30 protein-coding genes are annotated in these 25,333 nt (G+C 58.4%); 15 read left to right on the top strand and 15 right to left on the bottom strand.

Annotated features, from left to right (window positions below):
• Positions 1-42: 42 nt before the first annotated feature.
• The 3 genes from ACZ5ZS_RS03400 to ACZ5ZS_RS03390 all read right to left on the bottom strand — a co-directional run bounded on the left by ACZ5ZS_RS03400 (position 43) and on the right by ACZ5ZS_RS03390 (position 3,264).
• Positions 43-1,284 (bottom strand): cytochrome ubiquinol oxidase subunit I, encoded by a 1,242-nt coding sequence (locus ACZ5ZS_RS03400; RefSeq protein ID WP_188596968.1) that lies wholly within the window; start codon positions 1,282-1,284, stop codon positions 43-45.
• Positions 1,281-2,594 carry a cytochrome ubiquinol oxidase subunit I gene (locus ACZ5ZS_RS03395; RefSeq protein ID WP_188596967.1) on the bottom strand — a complete coding sequence of 438 codons (1,314 nt, stop codon included), beginning with the start codon at positions 2,592-2,594 and terminating at the stop codon, positions 1,281-1,283. The genes ACZ5ZS_RS03400 and ACZ5ZS_RS03395 overlap by 4 nt, the downstream gene beginning before the upstream one ends.
• A gap of 142 nt (positions 2,595-2,736) precedes the next feature.
• Complete coding sequence (locus ACZ5ZS_RS03390; RefSeq protein ID WP_188596966.1) at positions 2,737-3,264, bottom strand: hypothetical protein; 528 nt, start codon at positions 3,262-3,264, stop codon at positions 2,737-2,739.
• 225 nt (positions 3,265-3,489) lie between these two features.
• Between ACZ5ZS_RS03390 and ACZ5ZS_RS03385 the strand changes: the two genes are divergently transcribed.
• The 5 genes from ACZ5ZS_RS03385 (at position 3,490) to ACZ5ZS_RS03365 (ending at position 7,637) form a co-directional block, all read left to right on the top strand.
• Positions 3,490-4,665 carry an NAD(P)/FAD-dependent oxidoreductase gene (locus ACZ5ZS_RS03385; RefSeq protein ID WP_188596965.1) on the top strand — a complete coding sequence of 392 codons (1,176 nt, stop codon included), beginning with the start codon at positions 3,490-3,492 and terminating at the stop codon, positions 4,663-4,665.
• Positions 4,662-5,084 (top strand): DUF1641 domain-containing protein, encoded by a 423-nt coding sequence (locus tag ACZ5ZS_RS03380; RefSeq protein ID WP_188596964.1) that lies wholly within the window; start codon positions 4,662-4,664, stop codon positions 5,082-5,084. The genes ACZ5ZS_RS03385 and ACZ5ZS_RS03380 overlap by 4 nt, the downstream gene beginning before the upstream one ends.
• 55 nt (positions 5,085-5,139) lie before the next feature.
• Positions 5,140-5,478: a TusE/DsrC/DsvC family sulfur relay protein gene (locus ACZ5ZS_RS03375; protein ID WP_188596963.1), complete on the top strand. Its 339-nt coding sequence runs from the start codon at positions 5,140-5,142 to the stop codon at positions 5,476-5,478.
• Entirely contained in the window at positions 5,475-6,821 is a 1,347-nt protein-coding gene (locus tag ACZ5ZS_RS03370) for a cobyrinate a,c-diamide synthase (RefSeq protein WP_188596962.1), read from the top strand. Before ACZ5ZS_RS03375 ends, ACZ5ZS_RS03370 begins: the two co-directional genes overlap by 4 nt.
• 78 nt (positions 6,822-6,899) lie before the next feature.
• The gene (locus ACZ5ZS_RS03365; RefSeq protein WP_188596961.1) at positions 6,900-7,637 is read left to right on the top strand and encodes a creatininase family protein; all 738 of its coding nucleotides are present in this window, start codon (positions 6,900-6,902) and stop codon (positions 7,635-7,637) included.
• Between the two features lie 95 nt (positions 7,638-7,732).
• Here the strand turns inward: ACZ5ZS_RS03365 and ACZ5ZS_RS03360 are convergent, their stop codons facing one another.
• The gene (locus ACZ5ZS_RS03360) at positions 7,733-8,062 is read right to left on the bottom strand and encodes a transcription factor S (RefSeq protein ID WP_188597182.1); all 330 of its coding nucleotides are present in this window, start codon (positions 8,060-8,062) and stop codon (positions 7,733-7,735) included.
• Positions 8,063-8,120: 58 nt separating this feature from the next.
• Between ACZ5ZS_RS03360 and ACZ5ZS_RS03355 the strand changes: the two genes are divergently transcribed.
• Entirely contained in the window at positions 8,121-8,600 is a 480-nt protein-coding gene (locus tag ACZ5ZS_RS03355; RefSeq protein ID WP_188596960.1) for a 30S ribosomal protein S19e, read from the top strand.
• Between the two features lie 140 nt (positions 8,601-8,740).
• On the opposite strand, the gene ACZ5ZS_RS03350 is transcribed toward ACZ5ZS_RS03355, so the two are convergent.
• The gene (locus ACZ5ZS_RS03350) at positions 8,741-9,481 is read right to left on the bottom strand and encodes an RsmD family RNA methyltransferase (protein ID WP_188596959.1); all 741 of its coding nucleotides are present in this window, start codon (positions 9,479-9,481) and stop codon (positions 8,741-8,743) included.
• Positions 9,482-9,587: 106 nt separating this feature from the next.
• On the opposite strand from ACZ5ZS_RS03350, the gene ACZ5ZS_RS03345 reads away from it, so the two are divergent.
• The 9 genes from ACZ5ZS_RS03345 (at position 9,588) to ACZ5ZS_RS03305 (ending at position 19,420) form a co-directional block, all read left to right on the top strand.
• Positions 9,588-11,033 (top strand): HD domain-containing protein, encoded by a 1,446-nt coding sequence (locus tag ACZ5ZS_RS03345; RefSeq protein ID WP_188596958.1) that lies wholly within the window; start codon positions 9,588-9,590, stop codon positions 11,031-11,033.
• A gap of 168 nt (positions 11,034-11,201) precedes the next feature.
• Positions 11,202-11,969 (top strand): hypothetical protein, encoded by a 768-nt coding sequence (locus tag ACZ5ZS_RS03340; RefSeq protein WP_188596957.1) that lies wholly within the window; start codon positions 11,202-11,204, stop codon positions 11,967-11,969.
• A gap of 6 nt (positions 11,970-11,975) precedes the next feature.
• A complete protein-coding gene (aprB, locus tag ACZ5ZS_RS03335; RefSeq protein WP_188596956.1) occupies positions 11,976-12,431 on the top strand; it encodes an adenylyl-sulfate reductase subunit beta in 456 nt (151 codons plus the stop codon).
• A gap of 37 nt (positions 12,432-12,468) precedes the next feature.
• Positions 12,469-14,283 carry an adenylyl-sulfate reductase subunit alpha gene (gene aprA, locus ACZ5ZS_RS03330; RefSeq protein ID WP_188597181.1) on the top strand — a complete coding sequence of 605 codons (1,815 nt, stop codon included), beginning with the start codon at positions 12,469-12,471 and terminating at the stop codon, positions 14,281-14,283.
• A gap of 5 nt (positions 14,284-14,288) precedes the next feature.
• Positions 14,289-15,659: a sulfate adenylyltransferase gene (sat, locus tag ACZ5ZS_RS03325; RefSeq protein WP_188596955.1), complete on the top strand. Its 1,371-nt coding sequence runs from the start codon at positions 14,289-14,291 to the stop codon at positions 15,657-15,659.
• Positions 15,656-16,000, top strand: a complete 345-nt coding sequence (locus tag ACZ5ZS_RS03320; protein ID WP_188596954.1) for a DUF6955 family protein — start codon at positions 15,656-15,658, stop codon at positions 15,998-16,000. The genes sat and ACZ5ZS_RS03320 overlap by 4 nt, the downstream gene beginning before the upstream one ends.
• Before the next feature lie 30 nt (positions 16,001-16,030).
• On the top strand, positions 16,031-17,020 hold the full coding sequence (locus ACZ5ZS_RS03315) for a molybdopterin-binding protein (protein ID WP_188596953.1): 990 nt from the start codon (positions 16,031-16,033) through the stop codon (positions 17,018-17,020).
• A gap of 145 nt (positions 17,021-17,165) precedes the next feature.
• A complete protein-coding gene (locus ACZ5ZS_RS03310) occupies positions 17,166-18,185 on the top strand; it encodes a replication factor C small subunit (protein WP_464858518.1) in 1,020 nt (339 codons plus the stop codon).
• On the top strand, positions 18,182-19,420 hold the full coding sequence (locus ACZ5ZS_RS03305) for a replication factor C large subunit (protein WP_188596454.1): 1,239 nt from the start codon (positions 18,182-18,184) through the stop codon (positions 19,418-19,420). The genes ACZ5ZS_RS03310 and ACZ5ZS_RS03305 overlap by 4 nt, the downstream gene beginning before the upstream one ends.
• 13 nt (positions 19,421-19,433) lie before the next feature.
• On the opposite strand, the gene ACZ5ZS_RS03300 is transcribed toward ACZ5ZS_RS03305, so the two are convergent.
• From ACZ5ZS_RS03300 to pcn, 10 genes are all read right to left on the bottom strand, one after another.
• Positions 19,434-19,724 (bottom strand): winged helix-turn-helix domain-containing protein, encoded by a 291-nt coding sequence (locus tag ACZ5ZS_RS03300; RefSeq protein ID WP_188596453.1) that lies wholly within the window; start codon positions 19,722-19,724, stop codon positions 19,434-19,436.
• Entirely contained in the window at positions 19,717-20,910 is a 1,194-nt protein-coding gene (locus tag ACZ5ZS_RS03295) for an ORC1-type DNA replication protein (protein WP_188596452.1), read from the bottom strand. Before ACZ5ZS_RS03295 ends, ACZ5ZS_RS03300 begins: the two co-directional genes overlap by 8 nt.
• An 81-nt stretch (positions 20,911-20,991) precedes the next feature.
• Positions 20,992-21,195, bottom strand: coding sequence for a 50S ribosomal protein L38e (locus ACZ5ZS_RS03290; protein WP_188596451.1), 204 nt, complete (start codon positions 21,193-21,195; stop codon positions 20,992-20,994).
• Positions 21,196-21,218: 23 nt separating this feature from the next.
• A complete protein-coding gene (locus ACZ5ZS_RS03285) occupies positions 21,219-21,458 on the bottom strand; it encodes an RNA-protein complex protein Nop10 (RefSeq protein WP_188596450.1) in 240 nt (79 codons plus the stop codon).
• A gap of 78 nt (positions 21,459-21,536) precedes the next feature.
• Positions 21,537-22,385: a translation initiation factor IF-2 subunit alpha gene (locus ACZ5ZS_RS03280; protein WP_188596449.1), complete on the bottom strand. Its 849-nt coding sequence runs from the start codon at positions 22,383-22,385 to the stop codon at positions 21,537-21,539.
• 96 nt (positions 22,386-22,481) lie between these two features.
• Positions 22,482-22,685 (bottom strand): 30S ribosomal protein S27e, encoded by a 204-nt coding sequence (locus ACZ5ZS_RS03275; protein ID WP_188596448.1) that lies wholly within the window; start codon positions 22,683-22,685, stop codon positions 22,482-22,484.
• Positions 22,686-22,690: 5 nt separating this feature from the next.
• Complete coding sequence (locus ACZ5ZS_RS03270; RefSeq protein ID WP_188596447.1) at positions 22,691-22,972, bottom strand: 50S ribosomal protein L44e; 282 nt, start codon at positions 22,970-22,972, stop codon at positions 22,691-22,693.
• Positions 22,973-22,974: 2 nt separating this feature from the next.
• A complete protein-coding gene (locus ACZ5ZS_RS03265; RefSeq protein WP_188596446.1) occupies positions 22,975-23,496 on the bottom strand; it encodes a DNA replication complex GINS family protein in 522 nt (173 codons plus the stop codon).
• On the bottom strand, positions 23,487-24,515 hold the full coding sequence (locus tag ACZ5ZS_RS03260; protein WP_188596445.1) for a DNA primase small subunit domain-containing protein: 1,029 nt from the start codon (positions 24,513-24,515) through the stop codon (positions 23,487-23,489). Before ACZ5ZS_RS03260 ends, ACZ5ZS_RS03265 begins: the two co-directional genes overlap by 10 nt.
• A 1-nt stretch (position 24,516) precedes the next feature.
• Complete coding sequence (gene pcn, locus ACZ5ZS_RS03255; RefSeq protein WP_188596444.1) at positions 24,517-25,260, bottom strand: proliferating cell nuclear antigen (pcna); 744 nt, start codon at positions 25,258-25,260, stop codon at positions 24,517-24,519.
• Positions 25,261-25,333: the final 73 nt, after the last annotated feature.

Here is a 25,333-nt window from a genome sequence, read left to right as displayed (position 1 = left end):
ATAAAAAGATGCTGGCTCAATTTAATTATATGGAGGAACCAATCACTTGCCGCGGCGAACCAAGGCGTAGTAGAGAACCACGAATATCAACGCGTTGAAGAACGCGAATCCGACGGCGGATGCATAGAGGATGGCTGGCTCCATTGCTATCAGGTCGACGAGGGGAGTCAACGTGGAAACGAACGTGGAGACTTGGAGAGTGTGGGCGACTTGGACGGCGAACCCCACCCCGTACGAGTTAACGAGGGACTCAGCGGCGCTCAGCGGGGGCACCAGCGCGTACGGCATGTGGGCCACGCCGTTCAAGACCTCGGATGCATCAACGATGGCCAGCGAGGCGAGCAATGTTAAGGCAGCCACGGGCTTCGACGGCCTCCTAATGGTGACCGCCAAGGCTATCAGGTCCACCACCGCGAGAGCCACTATGAGGTAAAACAGCCACGCCAAGTCGTAGGTGGGCTGGTACACAGAGAGGAACGCGGAGGGCAGGTAACTCGGCGGGCGGCCCAGGATCGACCACGCCATGGTTGGGGAGTAGAGGTAGACCTCGTATAGATACCACGCCCCGAACACTGCCCAGAGCGCGCCGAACGCTATGGCTAGCCTCGCGCCGAGGGACCTACCGGCCTCGTAGTATGCGCTGGGAGACGACGCGCCGCGCCACGAGTAGATGGAGGCGATCAATGCGGAGGTGAGCGCCAGCGCCGCGGCTATGGTGGCTAGAAGGAGCGGTGGGTATGTTGGGTTCCCAATGGCCTGCCCTAGGTTCACGGATAGGTTGAAGCCTATTATGGAGGAGGAGCTCTTGGTTATCTCGACGCCGATGGGGTAGTTTATCACGGCGAACACCATCCTGAACATGGCCGGTATCACCGTCATGAAGGCGGCGGTCAAGTACCCGATGGCCACGTGCCTCATTGGGGGCAGCGAGTCGAACGTCCTGTAATAGAAGCCAAGCATGGGTAGGGCGATCACTATCCCGAACACTATGGCGACTCCCCAGACCGGCCAGAACAATGCCCCAGCCACGTCGGTGAATATTGGGAGGAGGCCGGCCAGGAATACCGTTATTATGGTGCCGAACAGCCCGCCTATGGCGTAGATGGTTATCAGGTACGCCCCCATGTTTCGAGCCATGCTCACGTAGTTCCCGTTCCCCCGCCTGTACCCCACGTACTCCAGCGTGGGCAGCAGCCAGGCCAGGCCGAGCACTGTGTAGACTATGGGTATGTGGATTGAGAACGCCCAAGCTATTAGGGCTACGGCTATGGTGGCTGCGTTCATGGCTCACCACCCGTCTTCCTGGGCCTCGTGGCGAGGTAGAGCATGTAGGCGGTTAGCCCGGGTATTGCTAGAATTACTAGGAGTATCGCGGCGGCGAGCAGGGGGGAGACCGCTATTGTTGGGTTATATATTGCGGAGACGGGCACTCCCGTTATGGTGGGTGGGTTACCGCCCAGGTTCTGCACAAGTATGAATGGGTTCCTCCCCGTCTCTGAAGTGACGGCTCCTCCTATGGATGCCAAACCAGCGGCGGGCCCCAGGGCATAGCCCAGCTTGAACCACCAGGTCGGCGGTTCCCGCTTGAGCAGTAGGTACAGGCCCGTTATGGCTGCCCACCCGCCTATGGCGGCTCCCAGGCCCACCATGAGCACCAGGTAGAAGAACGGCAGGAAGGCGGGGGGCCTTATGGAGGCGGGCCACGTGTAGTACCCCCAGAAGGCGTGGTTCGTGGTGCCGAACGCGAAGAAGCTGAGCAGTGGATCCACCTTCAACCCGCTCCAAAACATTCCCTCCATGGCGGCCAGCTTCAGCGGGTCCGCGGATAGCACAAGCTCGCCTTGATCGTGGCCCAACAGGAATCCCTCTATGGCCGTCAATACGGCTATAGTGGGTATCATGATCCTAAGTATGGCCAAGTGATGCGGGTCCCGTCCGTGGAGGTACTTATAGACGTATATGCTGGCCACTATGGACCAGCTCAGTATGGTGGCCGCCAACATGCCGTGCCAGATGAAGACCTGGGCACCCCACCAGTACATGTTGAAGACTTGGGTCGGGGATTGGAAGACGGCCACGTAGCTTATCAAGCCCCCTATGTCTGCCTGCTTTATCATGAGGCCTGGCGGAGCCATGCTTAGGGACGACATGACGGCCAGTATGTTGTACGCGCTGAAGTACGCCCCGAAGGCGGCTAGGGCCCCCAGCGTCAAGTGAACGCCCCGCCCAAGCTTGTTCCACGTGAACTCATAGAAGACTATGAATATCACCTCGAATAGGAAGGCGTAAAGCTCTATGTAGAATGGAAGAACGAGGGCGGATCCCATTATCGAGACGAAGTTGCTCCATATGGTCACCAAGCCGAACTCCACCAGCGTTCCGAAAGCGGCTCCCGTGCCCAGGAATATGCCGGCCACCCTGCCGAACATCTTGGCGGTGTCCAGCCACCTGGCGTCCTTGATGTAGGCATAGATGCCCTCCGAAACCACGGCGAGGGTTATGGTTCCTATGAACATGGAGGCCAACAACAAGTGAACCAGAATGCCGGTTGCCGATACGTACCTCACCAATAGGGGTGCGTAGAGACTATTCATGAATTTAGGCAATAATAGGGATGGATATAAGCATTTTATTCGAATATCGAACCTAAACACCGTTAAATTACCGAGGAATTCCCCCAATTCCCATTCGAAATTCGAACATAATTAGAAAACCAAAATGGAAACTACCCTGCCATCACTTGAGCAATTCCTCCAAGTCCCTTATTATGCCCAGCACCAATGCCCGCGGGGGATCCCCCACCCGGCGGCGATCCGCCATTATGTGCCCTATCACGGATAAAACCAAGTCCCTGGGCTGCCTTATGTCCACCGCGGCGGAGGCAAGCGAGTCCGCAGCTATCGATAACAACGCCAACAACTCCCCCTGGCTCCCCACCTCTACCCCGCCGTTCCTGAACATGGATGAAATCCGCCCCAGCAAGTAGCCATCATCGACGCAGCCCCTGGCGAAGCAGGCCAGCAATCCCTTAAGGGTCGACCTGCACGTGCCCGCCCTCCCGCGCCGCTCCACCTTAACCAAGCCGCGCCTGGCGAGGGAGGCGGTCTTCCTATACGCCGAGCTAATGGCGAGGCCCGTCACCCTGGACAGCCTATACATGGTGCTGCCCTCATTACATATCACGGCATTCATTATAGCGACCTCCTCGGCGTCAAGCGGGGGCAGCAGGCCGGCCCACTTGGTCCTCAGGGCCTCCAATTCCATGAGACGTGGGGGCCCGCCGACCCATTATTCCTTATCCACGTGGAGCGGGTCGAGGCGAGGAACGATGCACGGATTTAAAAGTCGCCGCGTTCCGGCGATAATAATCAGCCTCGCCAAGCGGGTCTAGAGATGCTTCACTGGGTTTAAATTGTGAATCGACGTTGGGCGGGACGTGGTCCCAAACGATAGCTCGGCTTATATGAGTACGGGCACGTCCTGGATCCCATGAAGAGGATATTGATACTGGGGGCGGGGGCGGCTGGGGTAATGATAGCCAATAGGCTGGCCAGGGAGTTGAGGGATAAGATAAGCAGGGGCGAGGTGGAGGTGGCGTTGATGGATAGGGGATTCAAGCACGTGCTTCAAGCAGGCTTCACGTACATCCCATTCGGCGTGCTCTCCCCCCGCGACTTGGTCAGGCCCATACGATCCCTCGTCAATCCCAGGGTGAGGCTGATGCTGGGCGACGCGGGCGCGGCGGAGGAGATCAATGCGGGGGATAGGATTGTGAAGACCCGGACCGGGAATGTGGGCTATGATTACTTGGTGGTGGCGAGCGGGGCGGAGTATGATTACGACTTCATAGGCGGGCTGCGGGACGCCGGAGTTACCTACTACAGCATGGAGGGCGCCCTCGCACTGCGGGATGCATTACGGGAGTTCAGAGGGGGAACCATAGTTACCGTGGCCGTGGAGGCCATGTATAAGTGCCCCGGGGCCCCGAATAAGTTCAACTTAATGCTGGACTCGTTCCTGAGAAACGTGCGCGGCAATAGGGATGACGTAGAGATAGTAACCCTCTGGCCCAGCGAGCACGTTCACGCCCAGGCGCAGTACCATAAGGCAGCCATGGAGGAGTACGAGGCGAGGAACGTGGAGGTGAGGCTTAACTGGATAATCGACTCGGTGGATGCGAGGGGGAGGACCGTTAAGTCGCTGGACGGGGAGGAGGTCAAGTACGACTTATTAATATACATACCGAAGCACGTTGGGTCCCCCGTGGCCAGGAGCCTCAGCAAGGACCCTGATGGGTGGCTCAACGTGGACAGGAACACGCTTAACCTGGTGCTGGATAGGTTTAAGATGGATGATATATACGTGGCCGGCGACGCCGGCCCCACCTGGATAACGAAGGCCGCCTCCAACGCCCACTACGAGGCCCCCATAATAGTGAGCAACATAGTGGATGAGCTGGGCGGCGGGAGGCGTTACTGGGGGGAGACCATCTGCCCCTTCGTCTCCGACCTGCCCAGCGCGGCGGGGCATCAGGGTAGGGCGTGGATACCGATTTGGACGTATGACTCCCCCACCCCGCCGTTCAGGGGGACGAGGTATGGTTGGATGTTTAATCTAATGTATTTAGATATATACTGGGACGCGTTGGCGAGGGGATTGGTGTGAGGGACGACGTGCTTGAAGCCCTCAACGACGAGAATGTGAAGGCATTGATGGACGCCGTGAACGCCGTGGGCAGGTACGGGCTATCGGATGACTTGGTGGAGGCATTGATGTTGTTGAGGATGGTTTCCAGGCTAATGAATGACCAAATGATACACGACATATCCCGCGCGTTGGCAGCCGCGTTCAAGGTAATCGATGCATTGGAGGGAAGCGCGGCGCTGGAAGTCGTTCTCCGCGCCCTCCAGGATCCGGGACTCGAGGCAAGCATGGGCTCAAGGGAGGCGGGCATGTACCAATTGATCAAGGAGATGGGGGACCCCAGCTTCAGGAAGGGATTTGCCGTTCTGGTGGAGCTTATCAAGGCCGTGGGGAGGGCGGCGGATGCTTATAAGCTGGCGCGAAGTGAGGAGTCACGGTGATTTGGACGTGGGCAAGCCTTAATCCAGCCCGCAGCCCCGATCTATCGGCGATTCCATGTCCAAGACCATAGATATCAACGGCAGGAAAATAGAGCTGGACTCCGATGGATACCTCAAGGATCCCTGGACCTGGAGCGAGGACGTGGCTAGGATCCTAGGCGCGGAGGAGTGCCGGGACCCGGAGACGGGGAAGCCCGCCATGACTGAGGAGCACTGGAAGGTTGTTAAGTACTTGAGGGAGTACTGGGAGAAGTACGGCACGTGCCCGCCCATAAGGATGCTCGTGAAGGGAACCGGGATAAGCCTTCAACGCATATATCAATTATTCCCCAACGGTCCAGCCAAGGGGGCGTGCAGGGTGGCGGGGGCCCCCAAGCCGACCGGATGCGTATGACCCGAATCCCCCGAGTAGTGATATCGGCGGAGCGGGGCAAGAGCGGGAAGACCCTGTTCACCACCCTGCTGCTTAGGGACTTGATCCAGCGCGGGATAGGCGTATCCCCCTTCAAGGTGGGGCCGGACTTCATAGACCCAATGCACCACGCGGCGGCGTGCGGCGTGCCCAGCAGGAACCTGGATGAATTCTTGATGGGCATGGAGGGCGTGAAGTGCAGGCTGCACAGACACGCCGAGGGGGTTGCCGTCATCGAGGGCGTGATGGGGTTGTACGACAGCATGGACGGCGTCAGCGACGTCGGCAGCACTGCCAAGGTGGCCAGGGAGACGGGCACGCCGGTGATCTTGGTGTTGAACGGGGATAGGATCAATAGAGGATTGGCGGCGGTGCTCCGCGGCTTCAAGGAGTTCGGGGAGGGGGTTGAGATAGCCGGGGTCGCGTTGACCAACGTCACGGAGAGGCAGGCCGAGAAGGTGGAGAAGGCATTGGCGGGGGAGGGCGTGCCACTGGTCGGCGTGGTCCCAAGGAGTGGGGAAGCGGAGAGGGACTTCAGGTATAGGCATTTGGGGCTCGTCACAACGGCGGAGGGCGGGGGAGGGTTCGGCTACGATCATTGGATTGACGTGGATGCTATAATCAGGATAGCGGAGTCGGCTCCACCGCTTGAGGACCCTCCCGAGTGCGACGAGGGCGGCATTGAGAGGACCGGGGTTAGGGTTGGCGTCATAATCGATGAGGCGTTTAGTTTCTATTATCCAGAGACCCTGGAGGAGATAGGGAGGGCGGCGGGCAGCGTCTCCTACATAAACTCAATGAAGTCCGGCGGATTGGGGAGCGTGGATGCATTGATAATAGGGGGAGGGTTTCCGGAGGAGCATGCCGACGCCATATCCCGCAACAAACCCCTCCTATCCGATATAAGGAGATTCTCAGAGGAGGGGGGCTTCATATACGCCGAGTGCGGGGGTTTAATGCTTCTCTCCAGCGTAGTGGAGACGCTGAGCAACGAGGAGTACGACATGAGCGGCGCAATAGATGCGTACGCCGCGATGCTGAGCAGACCGGCTGGGCATGGATACGCGGAGGCCGAGGCCATAGCTGATACGCCCATGTTCCGCCGCGGGCGCGTTGTGAGGGGGCACGAGTTCCACCACTCCAGGTTAATCCTCAGGGAGCCCGTGGATTTCTACTTAAAGCTGAGGCGGGGGAGCGGGATAAATGGGTTCGACGGCGTGAGGAAGCACAACACCTACGCCCAGTACACCCACCTGCACCCGTACGGAGTGCACGCCATAGGAGCGGCGCTAGCCGAGCTAGCCGGGAGGAAGAATTTATCCTAGCGACTGAACAGCGGGTCGGAAGGGGGAGGGGGGTGATTTGTGGAAATGCTTTATTAGGGGAAGAGCGGCGTTGGGGGCATGAAGTGGTGGGAATTATCGCTGGAGGAGTTCGGCAAGGTCGATAAAACGGTGGCAGTGCTGCCGGTGGGCATAGTGGAGGCGCACGGTCCTCACCTCCCCCTCGGCACGGACGCATTGATGGCTATTTACGTCGCGGAGAAATCCAGTGAGGCGGCCAACGTGTTGATGCTGCCGCCCATTTGGTATGGGAACACCTACGTGCTGGATAAATTCAGGGGAACCATATCCATAGACGCCCAGGCCCTTTACCATCTTTATAGGTCTGTCTTCAAGGCCGTCGCCGATAACGGCGTGAAGTACCTGGTCGTGGTTAACGGGCACGGCGGTAACGTGGATGCGCTGAGCATGGCGGCCAAGGACGTCGCCAGGGAGACTGACTTGGTGATAATAATAGTGAATTGGTGGATAGATCTGGCCAGGGAGGCTAGGAGGAAGGTGCTCGAGACCCCGGAGGGCCACGCGGCGGAGGACGAGACAAGCGAGGTAATGGCGGCGTATCCATCCCTGGTGAAGTGGGTCCCGCGCGATGGGAAGTACGACGAGTGGGTGGAGGCTAGGTTCAGGGTGTACGGCAGGGAGGCGTATGATGCCGAGTACCACCACGCGGTGCAGGGGTACCCGTCCAAGGCCAGCGAGGAGAAGGGAAGGGCAATAATGGACGCGGCGATCGCCGAGATGACGGGTCTACTCAACGACTTGAAGAGGGGGGTACTGCCTCTCAAGCGGGTGACCTAGGCCTTCCGGAAGGGAGCAGTGATGTAACCACGCAGGCCTTGATGGGTGATGAGTGACCTAAAGGCTGATGAGGTTTTTCATTTACGAGGAGAGGTTCACTCGTACTCCCTCCACGAGTAACCGCAACGCGTGCATCTATAGAACCTCGTGGGCGGTTCGTCTGCCGCCCTTGTTTGCTGCACCCAGTAGTATGCCTCATCATTGCCGCACTTGGGGCAGTACGCCTTTATCTTGGGGAGGGATGAGCCGGCGTCCTCAAGCACTATGGGGTCATCGCTGGCTTTCCTCTCTATTACCATCCTCTCCACGTGCTTGGATGATGGATCCACCTCCTCCACGTAGCCGCACTTGGGGCACCTATACACCGACTTGCCGTTGATCTTGGCAAGCACCATGATCGACTTGCATTTGGGGCAGAACTTCAACGGCATGGCTCCAAGCCGATCCAGTAATATTTATAAACCTTACTGAACGCATGGATTCGTGGTCAACATAAAGGACGTGCCGCCGGACATGTTGATAAAGCGATTGGCGGCGTATTTGAGGGATAACGTCCAGCAAATGAAGCCCGCCCCCTGGTCGCTCTACGCCAAGACGGGCGCGCGGAAGGACTCGCCGCCCCAGGACCCGAATTGGTGGTACGTTAGGGCCGCGTCGCTGCTGCGCAAGATATACCTCAACGACCCGGTCGGAGTTGAGAGGCTCAGGATGGCCTATAGCTACAGGGCCCCCGTGGGGAAGAAGGCCAGGGCGCCCCGAACCAGGAAGAGCGCGGGAGCCTCCATACGGGGCATTCTCCACCAATTGGAGCAGGCCGGCCTGGTGACCAAGGTTCCCGGTAAGGGAAGGACCCTCACCCCGCAGGGGCGGAGCTTATTGGATAGGACGGCAGCGCAAATAGCGAAGGAATTGGTCAAGACGAAGCCCGAGCTGGCCAAGTACATAGCCCCGCGGCAGGAGTAACGGCGAAATCGCGGGCCAGCTCCTTTAAGTCGAACTGTCCTTATGATCTATCTCAGGATGTAATGGAATGCTAATGAACCCTATCTCTGAATTAATTTATACTACTAGAATTAATAATGTACTTTAATTAATTATGAAGATTATAATAGTCTGTGGTTGCTTCTATAGTGGTGCCTTCTGTCCAGCACTGCGTATAACCCGTCGTTGGTCTCCTTTACTATGCGGAAGCCCGCCGCGCTCATTCTTCTCGCTATTCCCTTTCCTATATTTCTATTCCTATACTTCTCGCCCGGGTGGGGCAGGTAGTGATAAATGATCCCTCCCCGCTTGAGGACCCTCGCGTACTCCAGGTATAACTCGAGCGAGAAGAGGTGACCGGTGTCCTTCTTCAACGTTGGAGGGTCGTGTATAATAACGTCGAATGCCTCGCTCCTCATCCTCCTCGCCGCCACCATCGCGTCGGAGATCAACAAGTCGACCCGTGAATCGCCCAGCGACGAGCTGTGAACATTGTACCTGGAGAGCTGGAGCACCGTGGGGTCCGCCTCAATGGACACCACGCGCTTGGCCCCCCGCGATAATAGGGAGGAGGTAACGTAGCCCAAGCCGCTGCAGCACTCCAGGACGACGCGGCCCCTCACGTCTATCGGCTTAACCTTATTATCGGCGTAATCCATGGGATTCATCCGCAACGTGTGCATAACTATCCCATCGATGATGAGGACCGGGGCCCAGTCCGGCCTTACCTGGCACAGCTTATAGGAGCGGCTCGAGCCGACCGCCAGCTTCAATCCATCCACGTACACTTGCTTGCAAAGACTATCCTGCCGCCAATCCACGGCAACCTCCGCCGCGGCCGGCTCCCAGTCGAACTGCATCATCTACACGTCCGAGCCGCGCCTCGATAAAAAGCATTGCCCGGAGGAGGTGGGGGGGAAGACAATGTATCCGCCTCGCCCGGAAGGCAGGCTTTAAGAACCCCCGTGAATGCCATTTCAAAGGGATGAATCCGTGGAGTTCAGCAAGGAGGTAAGGGACCCAGTTCACGGCTGGATACGCTTGACTAGGGAGGAGGCACGGTTGATAGATGACAGCATGTACCTGCAGCGGCTACGGTACGTGGGGCAGTTAGGGCTCGTCTATTTGACTTACCCCACCGCGAGATACACGAGGTTCGATCACAGCCTGGGCACAATGTACTTGGCCCACAGGATCGCCGAGGAGGCGCTGGGCAAAATGGATGGAAGGAGGCTGGCGGAGGTGAGGGAATCCATGGGCATCCACGATGATGGCGTGGATCAATTGCTGGAGCACGTGAGGCTAGCCGCGCTGCACCACGACGTGGGGCACATTCCCCTCTCCCACACGCTTGAGGGGATCCTAAGCAGGAATTACCGGGCGGCGGGGTGCGGCGTTGAGTTGGACGAATCCCTCTTTAAAGCCATGAAGGAGCACGAGGCAGCGGGCTTTCTAATAACGATGAGCGGGGACTTCAAGAAGGTGATGGAGAGCGCTGCGGGGGGAGTGAACGTGGATGCCGTGAGGGCCCTCGCTTTCCCCAGCCCCGGGGGGCGCCCTCCCCTCCTCCACTCCATCCTATCGAGCAGTCTGGATGCGGATAGGATGGATTACGTGCTGCGGGACATATACTTCACTGGAGCGGGCGTCGGCACTAATGCTCTGGACGTGGAGAGGCTGGTGCAGTACGTTTACCTGGACGGCGACGAGCTCCTCTTCGATGAGAAGGCCAAGGTATTCCTGGAGGGATTCGCCATAGCTAGGTACAACTCGTACAAGTGGGTGTACTTCCACCACAAGCCCCTCCTATTCACTAAGATAGCGAGGGACCTATTGGAGAAGCTGATAGGCAGGCACGATTATCCCTGCCTCCTCCTTCGATTCATTGCTGGCGGGATCGGCAATACCTTGGAGCTGTTCAAGGTCACCGATGATTACTTCACGTCCCTCCTACCGGACCTAGCGGCTGAGCTGCCCGAGGCCGAGATGCTGCTCTCCAGGAGAACGCCCTACAAGCCCCTCTGGAAGCGGGACAACGATTACCTGGAGGCGCTCGGCGGCAGGGCGGCGTGGTTAAACGACGCGCTGGACGCGTTGAGGGCGGGCGGAACGGATCCGGAGACCGTAATAGAGAAGGGGCTCTCCGATAAGCTGAGGTGCGGCATCGATTGTGTGAAGGTGATAATACCCAGGTTCGATAAATCGTTTAAGTCGTTGATGAAGGGAAAGGCCGGGACCGTGACCACAATATGGGACTCCTCGCCGCTGGTTAGGGCGATAGACGAGTCGTGGAGGTACTCGCCCCATGCATTTATTTATGTCAACGAGAATTGCGGCTGCGATAGAGCCGCCGTGGTCAAGAGCCTCCTCGAAACTGTGGAGGAGCTGCTCACTGGGAAAAGCGGTTCCCTCTGACCCAGCGATTCAACCATTCACCAGGCCAGGGCAAGGCATGTAGGTCGCACCCGCGGCGAGGGCGGGTAGGACCGCTTTTAAGCGGAAACCACGTGAGACACGCCGAGGCTGCCACGTACCTAAACGCCTAGATATTCCGAGGCGGCCGGGCGACGCGGCGAGAATGGGATGGAACTACCAGTTCCGCATACGTGGATAGACTACGGCGCGGTAATCCTAGTAATAGCCATGCTGATAGGCTTCGCAGTGGAGATAAGGAGGGGAGCGCTGAGGAGGTATGACATATACCCAGCAGTTGGTCCCGTGACTAGGGAGGAGGCGGGATCCGCCTTCATCAAGGCAGCGGCCGAGGCTCTAGCCCTCGATGTGCTGGCCTCAGCGCCGCTGGCCGACTGCCACCAAGGCGCTTACTATGAGCGGAGGACGCGGGTGAAGAGGACCGCCCACCTACTCATTTTCTACGGCTTCCTGATGCTTCTCATAGCAACCATAGTGGGATTCATCTTCGATAAGTGGGTGACCGCCACGTCTTTCCTCCCCGCGTATTACCTAGGGCCCGGCGGGGAGGCGGCCATAGTGGGGATTGGAACCGCTGGGGGAGCGCTGTGCTTAATGGGGCTGGGCATTTACATACCCACCAGGTATAGGGGGGAGAGGCCCGCCGCCAAGGCCACCAGCGCTGATTGGTTCCTGGCGTTGCTGGCGCTGACCGTGATCACGGGCTTCGCGTTGGAGGCAAGCGAGTTCTACTGGAGCCAAGCCGTCGACGCCGTCTTCTGGATCCACATGCTCTTCGTCGCAAGCCTCTTCGTATCTATGCCATTCACCAAGTTCTCCCACGCGCTGTATCAACCCGTTTGGGCAATATATGAGAGAATGGCCAGGCGCAGCGGGAGGGAGCCACGGCTCCCGTTGCCCCGCGAGGCGGAGAGGTGAGGGGGAGTGCCCACCTTCGTCTACTCATCCAGGTGCGTGGGGTGCGGGGACTGCATCGATATTTGCCCAGGCGACTTGATGCGATTCGACCCGAAGACGAGGAAGGCGTACAACGCGGAGCCGGACATGTGCTGGGAGTGCCTTAACTGCGTGAAGGTGTGCCATAGGTATGCGATGGACGTGAGGGGGTACGCGGACTTCGTTCCAATGGGGCACGGCATATCTGTCCTTCGCGATGAGAAGGAGAACAAGGTTTACTGGAAGATAAGGTACAGGAACGGCGCGGTGAAGGAATTCGCGTTCCCCATAAGGACGACGCCGTGGGGATCCATAAGGCCGCCCCAATCATACGGGGAGCCGGACAAATCCAGGTTGAGGGATGAGTACCTATCCGCGGAGCCGGATAAGCTCTACGTGCCGGAGCTGCCCAGGCCGAGGGAGGTGATAGCCCGTGAGGAGTAGGTGGGTTGATTCGGACATACTGATAATAGGCGGCGGAATGGCTGGGACAGGCGCGGCGTGGGAGGCCAGGTACTGGTGCAGGAACTGCAGCATAGTGATAGCGGAGAAGGCCAACATAAACAGGAGCGGTGCAGTGGCCATGGGCCTCTCCGCAATAAATACGTACCTCGGCATGAAGTGCAGGGAGAACACGCCGGAGGACTTCGTCAAGTACGTCAAGACGGACTTGATGGGGGTGGTGAGGGATGACTTGGTGTATGACGTGGCGAGACACGTGGACTCCACGGTGCACCTATTCGACGAGTGGGGATTGCCGATTTGGCGCAACGAGAAGACGGGGTGCTACGTGAGGGAGGGGAGGTGGCAAGTCATGATAAACGGCGAGTCGTATAAGGCAATAGTGGCTGAGGCTGCGCAGAAGGCCGCCACCGAGGTGCTGAACAGGGTCATGGTGACGCACCTGCTGCTAGACCCAAGCGGTCACAGGGTGGCGGGGGCTGTTGGGTTCAACGTTAGGGACGGCACTTTCTACGTGTTTAGATCCAAGGCAGTGATAGTGGCGGCCGGCGGGGGGTCCCACATATACAGGCCCAGGTCCACCGATGAGGGGAGGGGCAGGACCTGGTACCCGCAGTGGTCCAGCGGCAGCGCGTATGGCCTCCTCATAGAGGCGGGAGCCGTGATGACCATGATGGAGGCGAGGTTCACAGTGCCTAGGTACAAGGACGGGTACGGGCCGGTTGGGGCTTGGCAATTGCTGCTGAAGGCAAGGCAAACCAATGCCCTCGGGCAGGACTCCTTCGAGCTGCACAGGGACGAGATAAGGAAGCTGTATAATGGGAGGGGAGGGTACGCGGACGCAGTGCCCACCCCCACAAACCTTAGGGTGCTGGCGAGCCTGATGGAGCTGAGGGCGGGGCGGGGGCCCATATATATGCACACGGAGAAGGTGCTCACGCCTGAGAACGAGGAGGTGGGGTGGGAGGACTTCCTTGACATGACCATAAGCCAAGCCCTGGTGTGGGCGGGCCAGAACATAGACCCCACGAAGCAGCCCTCCGAGATACTGCCCTCGGAGCCGTACGCAATGGGCTCCCACGCCACGGAGAACGGCGCGTGGGCGAGCGGGCCCTCAGACATATCGCCGGCCAAGATCGATGGACCAGAGGATAGGGGGCACCAATATAATTGGGGGTATAATAGGATGAGCACCATAGACGGGCTCTTCGTGGCCGGGGATGCTTGCGGCGCCTCCCCCCACAAGTTCTCCTCGGGATCCTTCACTGAGGGAAGGATAGCGGCTAAGTCAGCCGTTAAGTACTTGATGGATCACAGCGACTCGCCGCCCTCCCTGGATAAGGAGCAAGTCGATAGGCTGAGGGCGAGGATATACGAGCCCATGGAGAGGTTCCAGGGGGGAAGGGGGTTGATAACGGCGGGGACCGTGGCGCCGAACATGATGTGGTACAGGCAGGGACTGAGCAGGCTGCAGAAGCTCATGGATGAGTACGCGGCCGGCTGGGGTTCTTGGTACACGACAAACGAGGAGCTGCTCTCCAGGGGGTTGGAGCTGCTGCTGTACCTGAAGGAGGATTATGGGAAGTACATAGTGGCGGAGGATTACCACCAACTCCTCAGGTCCTGGGAGCTGTGGCACAGGATACTGACGGCGGAGGCCATAATAAGGCACATGCTTTACAGGAAGGAGACCAGGTGGCCCGGCTACTACACCAGGTCCGATTACCCGGCGCTCGATGACGATAATTGGAGGGTCTTCGTCAATTCCAGGTACGACGCGAGAAGCGGGGAGTGGTCCCTCTGGACGGTCCCCGTGGTGGATCTAGTGAGGTGATGGAGATGAGCCTCAAGGTCAGTCAACCCCCGCCGCACGGCGGGAGGCTGGTCAATGCCGTGGTGGACAGGGAGGAGGGGGCAAAGATGGCCGCCGGCTGCCCCGCCTACGACATAAGGCCCACTATCGACCCGCGCACGGGAGTCCCGATCAGGAACGCGTACAGGGAGGTGATGTCCATAGCGTACGGCTTCTTCAGTCCATTGGATGGATTCATGACGCGGAACGAGGTGGAGAGCGTGATGAGGGATCGAAGGCTGTTGAGCGGTTGGCTGTTCCCGTTCCCCATAATATTCGACGTGGACGGCGAGGAGTTGAGGAGGCTGGGCGTGAAGGAGGGGGATAGGCTCCTCCTGAGGCTTAAGGGGAGGCCGTTCGCCATTATAGACGTGGAGGAGGTGTGGAGGTTCGATCCGAGGGACGTAGCGGATAGGACGTTCGGCACGCCGGAGAGGAACCCCGAGGCGGTTAGGAGGCGGTTCGACGAGAAGCACCCCGGGTGGTTGATCTATAGGAGCATGACGGGGACGGCCGTGGGGGGAAGGGTGCACGTGATAAACGAGCCGCGGCTCAAGGAGCCCTACGACAGGTTCTGGTACCCCCCAAGCGCCTCCAGGCTGGAGTTCGGCAGGAGGGGGTGGCGGACCGTCATTGCGCACCAGACCAGGAACGTTCCCCACACTGGCCACGAGCACTTGATGAAGGAGGCGGCGTTTCTGGGAGACATAGAGCCGTGCAACGGCATACTGGTCAACGCCATAATAGGGGCCAAGAGGCTGGGGGACTTCGTTGACGAGGCAATACTGGAGGGGCACGAGGCCATCAATAAGTTCGGCTACATAAGGCCGGAGAGGCACTTGGTAACCATGACGCTGTGGGACATGAGGTACGGCAATCCATTGGAGTCGCTGCTCCACGGAATAATACGGCAAAACATGGGGTGCACGCACCACATGTTCGGGAGGGACCACGCCGCTGTTGGGGATTACTACGATCCATACGCCACCCAAACGCTCTGGAGCAAGGGGATACCCAGCTACGGCTTGCCCGCTCCTCCCTACGACGTGGATAGGGGGCTCAAGATAAGGCCCGTCAACATACAGGAGTTCTGGTACTGCCCCGTTTGCGGGGAGATAGCCTACAGCGAGTCCTGCGGCCATAGGGATAGGGCTGAGAGGTTCAGCGGCAGCTTCGTGAGGGGATTGATAGCGGAGGGCATCGAGCCGCCGCCCATGATATTCAGGCCGGAGGTTTACCAAGTCATAGTGAAGTGGTGGCGGAAGTTCAACTACCCATTCGTCAACAAGAGATACCTTGAGGCAAAGGAGGCGGAGCTGGAGGTGGAGCTGGACCCCATGGAGGTGACCACGAGATGACGTATAAAATAGCCATAGTTCTGGATAGGGCCAGGATGGAGCGGGTGAGGAGCAAGGGAGTGCAGGTGAAGGACCTCTACGGCGGTTACCTGAAGGTGGTGGAGCTGGAGGTGCCCGACGAACTTGCCAAGAGGATACTGGCGGAGTTCCCGAGGGCCAGGATAGACGCGAGGGGATTCATAGAGGAGACGCCGATAGCCTTCAAGAGGGAACTGTTCGATAACGTGGTTAGGATGGGGCCCGGCCCGGCGGCCATAGAAGATACGATGAGGCCGGAGAAGCTGGCCAGAATAAAGGAGCTGGCCTCCAGGGAGGACGAGTACCTCCCGCCGCCCAGTTAAATTAAAATAATCCTTCCATCCTCATCAAGCGTGTTAAGGATAAAAAGCGAGGACGCCGTCGGCAGGAGGTTGGCCTATGATACCACGTACGTCGGTGTCGACGGCGCTTCCATTCTGCTGAGGCGGGGGCACGTGCTGACCATGGACGATATAGAGAAATTGAAGAATTCGGGAACATATTATGTCTGGGTGGAGGGCGGGGAGGGGGAGGAGGGAGAAATATGCGAGTGGGACATAACCCCCTACGTCGCCTCCAGAGTGCTTGGCAAGAACCTGTCCTACTCCTACTCCGGGCAGGGATCGACTAGGATAGTGGCCGAGAGGCCCGGGGTGTTAAAGGTGGACGCAGAGGAGGTGACCAGGTTCAACTCCAATAGGTGGGTCCTCCTCATAACGCGCAGCAACAACAGGGCCCTGGGGAGGGGCGAGTTGGCTGGGGTGGTGGAGGCCGTTCCATTCAAGATGAGCAGACAGGACTTGATGTCCCTGGCCCTGAGGCTCCTACTCTACCTGGATGAGTTCAAGTTGACCAGGCTGGGGGCCGTGGTGACGGGGACGGAGATATACGAGGGACGGAAACGAGGTGCCTATCTGCCCGTTATAAGAAGCAAGTGCGAGAGGTACGGCTGGGAATTGGTGTATGACGAGGTGGCCCCGGACGATGAGGCGAGGATAGCCGCAGCCGTGGGGAGGGCGATAGACGCTGGCGCTCAGGCTGTAGTGGTGACCGGCGGGATGTCGGTCGACGCCACGGATAAAACCATGGATGCCATAAAGCAGCTGGGCGCCGAGATGATAGCGTACGGCATGCCGATGAAACCCACCACAATGTCTGCCTTGGCCTACTTGGATGGAGTGCCCATATTCGCCGTGAGCGCAGGAGGCATTTACTATAGGGAGTGGAATTCCATAGACGCCGTGCTGGCCAGGGTAATGGCCGGGGAGAGGATTGACTCGATGGATATAGCAGCCATGGGGGTCGGCGGGCTCACGGAGGCATTCCTGGAAAGAGGACATTAACCGCGGCCCTCGGACACGTATTACGCATTAAGCTTGGCCTGGCGCTCAGCTTGGCGGGGATGCTGCCCTCGGCGACTGCACGGAAATGTCTGCATCGAGGAGGCACTTCAGAACCTTTATAAGTGGAATGCACTCACGTCAATAGATGAGCTCGGATCTGCTTTGGGTGGAGAAGTATAGGCCGGGGAGGCTTGAGGACATGGTGGACCAGGAGGCGGCGAGGGAGGCCCTCGAGGGGATGCTGCCCAACATACCCCACCTCCTCCTCCACGGCCCCCCCGGCACGGGGAAGACCACCGCCGCCCTCGCGGTGGCTAGGCGGTTGTTCGGGGAGTCCTGGAGGGAGAACACGCTGGAGCTGAACGCCAGCGACGAGAGGGGGCTCGCGGCCGTTAGGGAGAGGGTTAGGGAGTTCGCGAGGAGCCTCCCCAGCGGCGGCGCCCCGTTCCGCCTCGTGGTTATGGATGAGGCGGACAACATGACTGGGGACGCGCAGCAGGCCTTGAGGAGGATGATGGAGGTGCACAGCGGGACTGCCAGGTTCATCCTGATAGCCAACTACGTCTCTAGGATAATAGAGCCCATCCAGTCCAGGTGCGCCGTTGTTAGGTTCTCCCCCCTGCCCAGGGAGGCCGTTGAGGCTAGGCTGTCCCAGATAGCGGCTGCGGAGGGGGTCTCCCTGGACTCGGGGGCCCTCGAGGCGTTGTGGGAGGCCAGCGGGGGGGATTTGAGGAGGGCGATTAACGCGCTTCAAGCCGCCTCCTCCATCTCCAAGAAAGTCACCGCAGAAACAATATACAAGGCGATAGGGTACATAGAGCCAAAGGAGATAACGGAGCTGGTGAAGCTGGCCCTTGGAGGGGACTTCCAGGGCGCCCGGGATAAGTTGAGGACCATAATGTATAATTACGGAATAGCGGGAGTGGACGTGCTGAGGAGGATCCAGAGGGAGCTTATCATTAATGACTCCGACGTGAACCTCCCCCTCGAGGCTAAGATAGAGCTGAGCGACTTCATTTCGGAGATAGACTTCAGGCTGGTGGAGGGCAGCGACGACGAGATTCAGCTCAACGCAATGCTGGCCAAGCTGGTGTTGATGGGCAGTAAGTACGGGCTGAGGGCTGGGAAGCCGGAGGCGAAGCCCGAGAAGAGGAGAAGCAAATGAGCATTCCCTGGGTGGAGAAGTATAGGCCGAGGAGCTTGAAAGACGTTGTTGACCAGGAGGAGGCCAAGGCCAAGCTGGAGGAGGTGGTGGGGAGGTGGTTGAAGGGGGAGCAGCTGCGTAAGGGCGTGCTCCTGGCCGGGCCCCCGGGGGTTGGGAAGACCACGCTCATTCACGCGCTGGCCAACGATTACGGGTTGGAGGTGCTGGAGTTGAATGCCAGCGACGAGAGGACGGGGGATAGGATAAGCCGCATAGTTGGGCGATCAATACGGGAGTCATCTCTGTTCGGCTTCAGGGGGAAGCTGATACTGTTCGATGAAGTGGACGGGCTGGACCTCAAGGAGGATAGGGGGGGCGTGGGGGAGATAATAAAGGTGATCGGGGAGTCCAGGTTCCCCGTCGTTTTGACGGCCAACGATCCCTGGGACCCCAAGTTGAGGGACCTCAGGGAGAGGTGCGAGGTCATTCAATTAAAGCCGTTGAAGGAGAGCGACGTGGTGAAGCTATTAAGGAAGATATGCGACGCGGAGAAGATACGATGCAGCGACGACGCGTTGAGGCTGCTCGCCAAGGCGTCCATGGGCGACGCGCGGGCCGCCATAAATGACCTGGAGCTGGTGGCCAGGGGGCGTAGCGCGGTCACTGAGGAGGACGCGGAGGCGATCAGCTACAGGGCGCATCAGGTCGACATGTTCCGGGTGGTGGACATGGCGATTAAGGCGAGGAACTTCGAGGAGGCCAGGAGAGTCACGTCGCTGCCCAGCTTCGACTGGGAGAGCTTCTTCACGTGGATAACGGAGAGCGTGCCCGTCGCGTATGGCAGCGCGCCCATGGCCTTGTTCGACGCCATGAATAACCTATCCAGGGCCGACCTCATTAGGGGCAGGATAGAGAGGCTGCAGGAGTGGGAGTTGATGAGGTACATGTTGGAGTTGATGACGGCCGGCGCGGCGCTGGTCAGGGAGAAACCGAAGCTTCCATTCTTCATAAAATACGGGTACCCAGCCAAGATAAGGCTCCTCAACAAAATTAGGGCCATGAGGCAGGTAAGGGAGGTGCTGATAAGGAAGTTGAGGGAGGAGGCCCACCTGGGGAGTAGGGTGATAAATCTGGAGGTACTGCCCATGCTTAGGCTACTGATAAGGGGGGAGAGGGGAAGCAGCGTCTTGGCGGAGCTGAGCAGGGTGACGGGGCTCGGCGAGGAGGAGATCAGGCTGGCGCTTAGCACGGATTAATTGTTATTATTAATTAATCCGTACCCTCCATCTGCTTCAACTCATCAAACATGGAACGAATCACCTTGACGCGGGGATCCTCGTCCCTTATTCTCACTATCTTTATCTTACCGAACTGCTTCTCCTCAACTATGCCGAGCCCCCTCAGGGCGGCTATGTGCTGCCCCACGGATCTATGATTCAACTCCACTATCTTGCCCAGCCTGGTTACGTTTATCTCCCTCACCTCGAGCAGGGCCCTCAGTATTCTTATCCTGCTCCTGGAGGCGAAGACCTCCTCTATGAAGTCGCCCAAATCAATCACCCAAGTCCCTCTTAACCATGGACTCCACGGCCTGCTTCATTGTCTCCAGGGGCTCCGTGGGTATGGATATGAAGGTGGTCCTGCCCCGCATGCCCTTGCCGGAGAGCCTCGTCTCTAGAATTCCCCTGGACGCCATGTCCTTCACGTAGTCCCACAGCTGGGTATGCTTGCGCGGCTCCTGGCCGTACTGCTCGCAGATCATCTCGTACTCGTCCTCCGCGTCCCCTATGGAGATGTAGGGGGTATCGCTGCTCCGCATCAGCCTGTTCACTATGGCCAGGAGGAGGAGCTTCTCATGGAGGGAGAGACCGATTAACTCGTCCTCCCTCACCCCGTGGAGGGTCTGCATGACGGCCTCCCTGACGTGGCTCGGCATTATGCGGGGCGAGGCGTTCAACTCTGCAAGCTTGGATGCCCGCCACAATATGTCGAGCGCGTACCTGGCGTCCCCCCTCATCGCCGACTTGGCTTGATCCTCCGGATCAACGCCCGCCACGTCCGAGATCATCTCCAGTATCTCCTCAGTGTACGCAGAGTCCTTCAGCGCCTCCCGGGCCCTGTTGAGCAGTATCTCGAATATCTGGTCCTTAGTGTATGGGGGGAACTCTATCACGGCGCCGCCCAGGGAGCTCTTGACCCCCCTGTTTAGTTGATCCATGAAGGACTCGCTCTGGCTGATCAGGAGCAGGCTGAACCTGTAGCCCTTCCCCGAGTACTCCTCGCCCAGCCTCACCAGCGCGTCTATCGCGTCGGGCCCGCTGTAGTTGAGTAGGTAGAAAACGTCGTCCAGCGCTATTATGGCGTACTTATCCTTGGTGGTCACGTCGTCCAGAATCAACTCCAGCAACTCCTCGCTGGAGAACCCCCTGCGCGGGACCGGGAGACCCAGGGCCAGGCCTATGGTCTTCAATACGCTGAAGGACGTCCTATGCAGCGCGCAGCTGACGTGGACGAACTCCACCCGGCCCTTGGAGGCAACCCTCACGTAGGAGCCGAACTTCTTGCTGGTCACTGTCTTCCCGCTGCCCGACCGCCCCACCATGACTGCCTTGACGTAGATGGAGCCGGGCATCCGTATGAACGAGTCGAAATATGTTTGAAGCAGCTTGAGCTGGTCATCCCTGAAGGGCAGCTTATCCGGCACGTAGTCAGGCGTCAATGCTCCCTCGTTCTTGAAAATGGCCATGTTCACTTTTACTCAACCAGGTAAACTTAAAGTTTTCTTTTACAGTGTTATAGCTAATGCATAATTAACCGAAACTTTTAACTAGAACTCCCTCACGGATCTGCCCTTGCCCTTAAGCTCCTGAATCAATTGATTCGCGTCCCCCTCGCTCAGCTTTATTGTGACCAACGCCTTCTTGGTCCTGGCCTTCAACTTCACAACGTCGCCGACCTTCTTAACCCTTATCTCAACGGCGGCATCCGCGTACCGCCTCCACTCATCCACTGAATCAACCTCAATGGGCATGGAACTATCCGGCCACCGCTCGTTTAAAAATTTGCCCCTCCCCCCAACTCGCCGCGGATCTTATCCAGAGTCTCCCGGCTCACCTGCACCCTGCCGGAGATTACATCCATGAACAGCTTATACCTCCTATACTTATCCTCCGGCGAGAACTTGGGCGGGTGGGGAACCCTCAACTCGCCCCCGCAGTAGGGGCACTTATCCTTCCTGAGGGTGTACCTACCGCAATCCCTGCACTTCCTCAAAATGGAGTTAACCAAGGCCATCCCCCGCCGCCAGCGATGCTAGGCAACGCATTGCAGTCGCTCACCGCGTCATGGCTTAAAAATATATCCCAACCCTCCTCAATCCAGCCTGCTGAACGACGCCTCTCCCCCGCTCTTCTTGGCCTCAACCACTATAAGCTTGGATACTTCCTCCATGGCCGCCTCAAGCCTCTTGGGGTCCCGCCCCCTCATTATTACCTTGTACCTGGGCGGCCCTATTGTGTAGATCTCCACCTCCTCCGCGCCCAGCTTCACCGCGGCGCTCCTGGCCGCCGACAGTATGTTCCTTATGCTCTCAACGCCGTTGGGCCCTATGTTTATCAGCCTTATCATGCCCTTCAACTCCACCTTGGGCACATCCACGTGCTGGGCAGCCACCTCCTTTATCGCGTTGGCTATGTTCTCCGGTATCCCCAATTTTCCTAACGCCTCGTCGCTCCTTATTACCGCCTCGAATATCCCGTACATGTCCCCATAATAATCCTCCACCCTCCAACCGACGTCCTCTATCAACTTCTGAAGCGGGATGCCCAGCTTCTGGGAAATCATGTTGAACAGCCTCAAGGCCTTCACCGTCCTCTTCCACCTAAGCAGCATTTTCTCTCTCTCCTCGTCCCTCACCTTCCTGTAGGAGAGATCTATCAATCGTCGCCCCCGCTCCACGCGTATAACCTTGAACACCGCCTTCCGCCCAACGTCCAGGTAATCCGTTATATCCCTGAACAGAGTGGGAACTATTTCGTTCACTGGAACGTATGCCTCCATGCCGTTGTACTCGTCGAGCCTCACGTAGGCCCCGTGCTCAGTTATCTTGGAGACGGTGCCTATCACCAACTCGCCCAACTCCGGCATGTCCCTCCTAGCTATCCTAACCTGGGGCAGGGACGATTTATCCCTACCCTTATCCCTATGTGAATCGGAGCTCATCTTAGGCGAAGAGCTGATCAATCCGTTTTAATCTTTTCGGATTTAGATGATCTAGGCGGGGCGGAATCGATTCTCTATGAAGGGGGGACCCCTCCTTCAATCCAACTCCTTAACCACTGCCCCTATGAACCTCCCCCTGCCGCCGCTGGGCTTCACGAGGGTCGCGCCGCAGACGAGGCACTTGATCTCCATGGAGGGATGTGAGAACACCACCTGCTCGTTTCCGCAGCTGTTGCATCTAACCCTGATGAACCTCGACTTGGGAAGGGGAACCAGCACCTTGCGCAGGCTCTGCGGCATTTAAATCACCTCTCAACTATCTCTATCTTCTTAAGGCGGCCCAGCGTCTTCATGGACACGTAGCCGCACTGCCTGCAGGTCAGCTTGAGCGTCACCTTCTTGGTCACCTTATATAGAGTCTTCTGCTTGGGCTTCCTGGTGGATCCGTAACCCTTCAACTTCCTCAAGTACCTCCTCTGGCCCTCGGACAACGTCCTCCTCTTGCCGCTGCTGTAGGTGGAGACGCTGTGATCCGTGTACGCATCGCACCTGGGGCAATACATTCTAACGGTCTTCGGGAACTTCATCATCACTCCGTCCACGTTCTCCCTTTAAAACTTTTTTCCTTCCTGAAAAGCACGGACACTATCTTCCGCTCCATCAAGTCCTCCGCGTCCTCCATGGGAATGACCGCCAAGTCCCCCGGCCTGAACGGGCCTATCTGGTTGCCGTTGCTGGTGCGTATCCTTAGGAATTGAACCCCGAACGAAACGATCCTGACGCGCCCATTGTAGTCCGACCTAGGCATCAAGGGCTCCAAGTAACTCAACGCGTTCACCAATCTCCTCTCCTCAGCCAGCAAATTCCTCGGAACCTTGCCGCCCCGAACCGCGGCGAGTATCTTATCCATCCGAACTCGAATCAACGCCGTTATGGCGGACCTGGCGTCCCTCGAATACGCCCCAGCCAAGGCGTTCTCCAGCGCCCCGCCGACGCTGAGGGATGAACCTATCGAGGCGGCCAGTTCCCTATATGAGCGGAACGGGAGCTTGGCGAGCCCCGTCCTACCCATCTCCGCCCTGACCAACTCGTTGAGCTCCCTCAAGTCCATGCCTCCCCCCTCGCCAGATCCGCGGAGCCGCTCAGCAATAAATACACAGCGGCTCCCTGGGGGAGGACCACCACGGAGCCCGCGCGGCCCTTAACGGACTCCCCCAGCACCTCGCCCACGGGCTCGTTGAGCTTTACCGCAATGCTTCCCTTACTGAACGCGATGGCCTTGCCGAGAACGGCCTCGACGCCCCTCTCCACCTCCCCAAGGCCCAGCTCAGCCACCTTCAGCCCGGTCTTGCCGTGGAGGGTGTTGGGCATCCTCATTAATCTGTTGACGTCTATGGTGACCACCTCGTCTATGGTCACCCCAAGCCTCCTCAGCACCTCCCCCTTCCTGCCCACCACGTCGGCCGGCTTGGGCTTACGGCCCAGCACCTCCAGCACCGCGGCGAGGACCCGCGCGGGGCCCCCCAGGTCCCTCTTTATGGATTTAGCGTCCACCACGTCGAGAAGGAACTCGCCGCCGGCGATCAACTGCCTAGTTAAGTCCCCCCTAGCCGTTATGTAGTTCACTATCTCCCGCCTCTCCTCCTGGCCCAGCTGAATCACCTCCTTGGCCTCCACGTGGACGTGGAAGCCCCTGTTCCCGGAGAAGGTTATCCTCATGGAAGCCACGCCGAACTCGTTGGATAGGATGTCGATCAACTTAATGGTCTCCAGGCGAGCATCATCAAGGCAGGCGAGTGTCATCAACTTAATTCCCATGCAGTTACTGGTTTGGAGGTGATCGCCGTCTATGTCGAACACCAAGTCGGCCCCCCTCCACTCCTTCAGCGACATGTCGGGCTCCCCAGGCTTCTCGAAGTAGGAGCTGGAGTAGTATGCGTGCCTAGGCGACGCCTCAGCGAATAATCTCCTCAACTCCGCTTCCCCGGATACGCTCTTGTGGCGAACCATTGAGTCGCTGCCGAACAATTGGTAAGCTATTTCCCGCTTCCCCATCTCGGGCACGTCGGGGGGCTGGAACGATCGCCTATAATAATCCTTGAAGAGCGCGTGGACGTACTTCATCGACATCCTAATCCATGCGCGGCGCTATGTAGTAGGCCAATTTACCCCCCATGGGTATCTCGAACGTCAGGGCAATGGGCTTCTGTGTGGCGAACTCCAGTGTCACTATGTCGCTTATGGAGGACGCCCTGGCAACTGCGTCGGCCAGGTAATCGGTTGAGTAAACGGCCGCCGCCGTCTCCTTCAAGTCGTACTCGAACATGACGTCGCCCTCCTTCTCGAACTTCACCTCAACGTCGCCCTTATCGCTGGATGCCTTGACGTAGATGCCGTCCTCCTTTCCCTCGAATTTTATGGCATCCGCTATTATCTCCACGTCCTTTATCGCCTGATCCAACGCGTCGCTGGCCAGCTTGGCGGTCACCGTGAACACCACCTTGGGCGTCGGCAATTGCTCCATCCCTATGTCCAGCATGGGCATGGTTATGGTCCTCGCCGCCTTCCCCACCAACTTCACCTTCAGCTTGCCGTTATCGGTCTCCAGCATCACCTTATCGTCCTTACGGGACCTCTTCAGCACCTTCTTCAAATCGTTGAAATTAATCCCAATGTGCTCCTCGCTGCCCACGTCCGGGTACTCCTCGAACGCCTCCTTGGGTATGAATAGATCCACCATCGATGTCCTGGACGGATCCAGCGCTCTCAGCCTAAGCCCGTCCTGGGCCACTGAGAACGTGGCCTCCTCTATCAAGACCGCTATCGCGTCCACTATGGCCGCCCACTCCCTGGCATCGGGGTAAATCAACCTCATGAAAGGGGAAAGCCGGCGGCGCTTTAAAAAGCTCCTGTTTCACAATAAAACATAATCTCCTCGAATCGATGGA

It is taken from the genome of Thermocladium modestius (assembly GCF_055398215.1).
The sequence above is the reverse complement of the archived record's forward strand: the minus strand, read 5'-3'. Positions and strand labels throughout refer to the sequence as shown.